Annotated in this window: 1 protein-coding gene; it reads right to left on the bottom strand. The window is 42.2% G+C overall.

Annotated elements, in window-relative coordinates; translation table 11 throughout:
* Positions 1-1,832, bottom strand: a 1,832-nt coding sequence (locus HT715_RS09945; protein ID WP_172922936.1) for a G5 domain-containing protein, incomplete at its 3' end; no start/stop codon positions are given.
* Positions 1,833-2,007: the final 175 nt, after the last annotated feature.

The following is a 2,007-nucleotide window of genomic DNA, read 5'->3' as shown; positions in this document are numbered from 1 at the left end:
CCTGATTCCACGGCTGGGGTTGCTGGTTCAGAATCTTTGGTCTCAGCAGTTTCTTTAGATGGTAGCTTAGACTCAGTACCTTGTTGGGCATGAGTTTGATTCTCCTCGCCCCCTGATTCCATGGCTGGGCTTTCTGGCTCAGAATCTTTGGTCTCAGCAGCTACTTTAGATGGTGGCTGGGACTCAGTACCTTGTGGGGCAGACTCACCAACATCTTTTACCCCCTCAACTGAATTCTCCAGCTGTTTCTCCTCACCCTTTTGTTCCGCAAGAGATTGATCTTCTTCGCGTCCTGATTCCACGGCTGGGATTGCTGGTTCAGAATCTTTGGTCTCAGCAGTTTCTTTAGATGGTTGATTAGACTCAGTACCTTGTGGGGCATGAGTTTGATTCTCCTCGCCCCCTGATTCCATGGCTGGGCTTTCTGGCTCAGAATCTTTGGTCTCAGCAGTTTCTTTAGATGGTTGATTAGACTCAGTACCTTGTGGGGCATGAGTTTGATTCTCCTTGCCCCCTGATTCCACGGCTGGGCTTGCTGGTTCTGGTTGCTTCGGCTCGGCTTTGGGTTTGTCAGGTGTTTGTTTCTCTCCTGGTGTTGCTTCTGTACCCGGCGTTTCTTCTGCTCCTGGTCCTGGTTGTCCTATTCCATCAGCTGGTTTTTTCTCTGTTTCATTCTCTACTATTGGAGTTTTTTCAGGTTGAACTGGTCTACTTTCCTCAGATTTGGGTTCAACTTCTTCCTTAGTCCCAACTGCAATCACCTTGTTCACCGGTTCTTTTGTGATTATATTTTCTATAACTTTGCTAGATTTTTCCCCATTAACGATAGTGACTTCCGTATAGATGGTGCGTTCACCAACAACACCTTCTTGAACAACTTTAGTTTGCCCTTTAGCTAAGGTTGCATCTTCTTGTTCTATCGTTTGGAAAGCAACCTCCTCTGTAGTGACTAGCAATTCTGGTTTCTCTACTGTGGCATTTAACACACCTTCCTCAGGACTTGTTTTATAATCACTATTATCTTCTGCTTTCGGTTGTTCTACTTTGGGATTTCCTGCAACTTCTTCCTTAGGCCCTATAGGCACAATTTCATCAGGAGCTTCAACAATTTTCTCAACTGCGTAGGATGGTTGAGGAGATTGTACAAGGTCTTCAGTCGAGCTAAAATGAGATGCAGTCTGTGGTACAATCTTCTTAGATTGAGGTTCTGAACTGTCCTCCTTTTGAGATAATGCTGGCGATTCTACCTTATCAACAGAAAGTTCCTTGCTAGCACTATCTCTTACCAAATAATATCCCGTAAATTCATATCCTTGGACTCTTTCAGGACTTGGTAGAAACTGACCTTCTACTCTCTTAACAAGGGCTGGTTGCAATTCTACCAGATTTTCAATAGCAGAGATGGATACTCCCCATCCACCAACAGCAAAGACGCTCACAAGGAAGTAAGACGCTCCCTTTTTTCTCTTGATTAAAGTAAAGGAAAGCAATAATAATCCTGCCCCCAAGATAAACATCCCATCATTAGAAAACAGACCTGTTTCTGGTAATCTTGTAGCCAATTTTCGATAGATAAAGTAGTATTCTTTTCCCTCTTTTACCTCAATCTTATTTTCCTCAAACCATTGCAACTCAGATTTCAGCTTTTCAGATAAATCCTGCTCATCCAAATAATGACTTGAAATTAGTGTTGAACTCGTTTCTGTAGCCTGTACAGGTTGAGCACCCATACCAGCAAAAAATAAACTCGTTCCTAGCAAGACTGAACAAGCTCCTATTGCATATTTCCTCAAAGAAAAACGCTGCTTTCTCTCAAATTGAAATTCTTTCATCCCATCTCCCATCATTCATTATTACTGTATATTTAGTATATCAGAAATAGTCTATATTCACAAATCTTTCTAGTTATTCCCTTATCATTCCAAGTTAAGGGCAACAACATACAATAATTTTTATTTAATACTCTTCGAAAATCTCTTCAAACCACGTCAGCGTCGCCTTGCCGTA

The sequence above is a fragment of the Streptococcus sp. 4155 genome (assembly GCF_013276695.1).
Lineage (GTDB): Bacteria > Bacillota > Bacilli > Lactobacillales > Streptococcaceae > Streptococcus > Streptococcus pseudopneumoniae.
The sequence above is the reverse complement of the archived record's forward strand: the minus strand, read 5'-3'. Positions and strand labels throughout refer to the sequence as shown.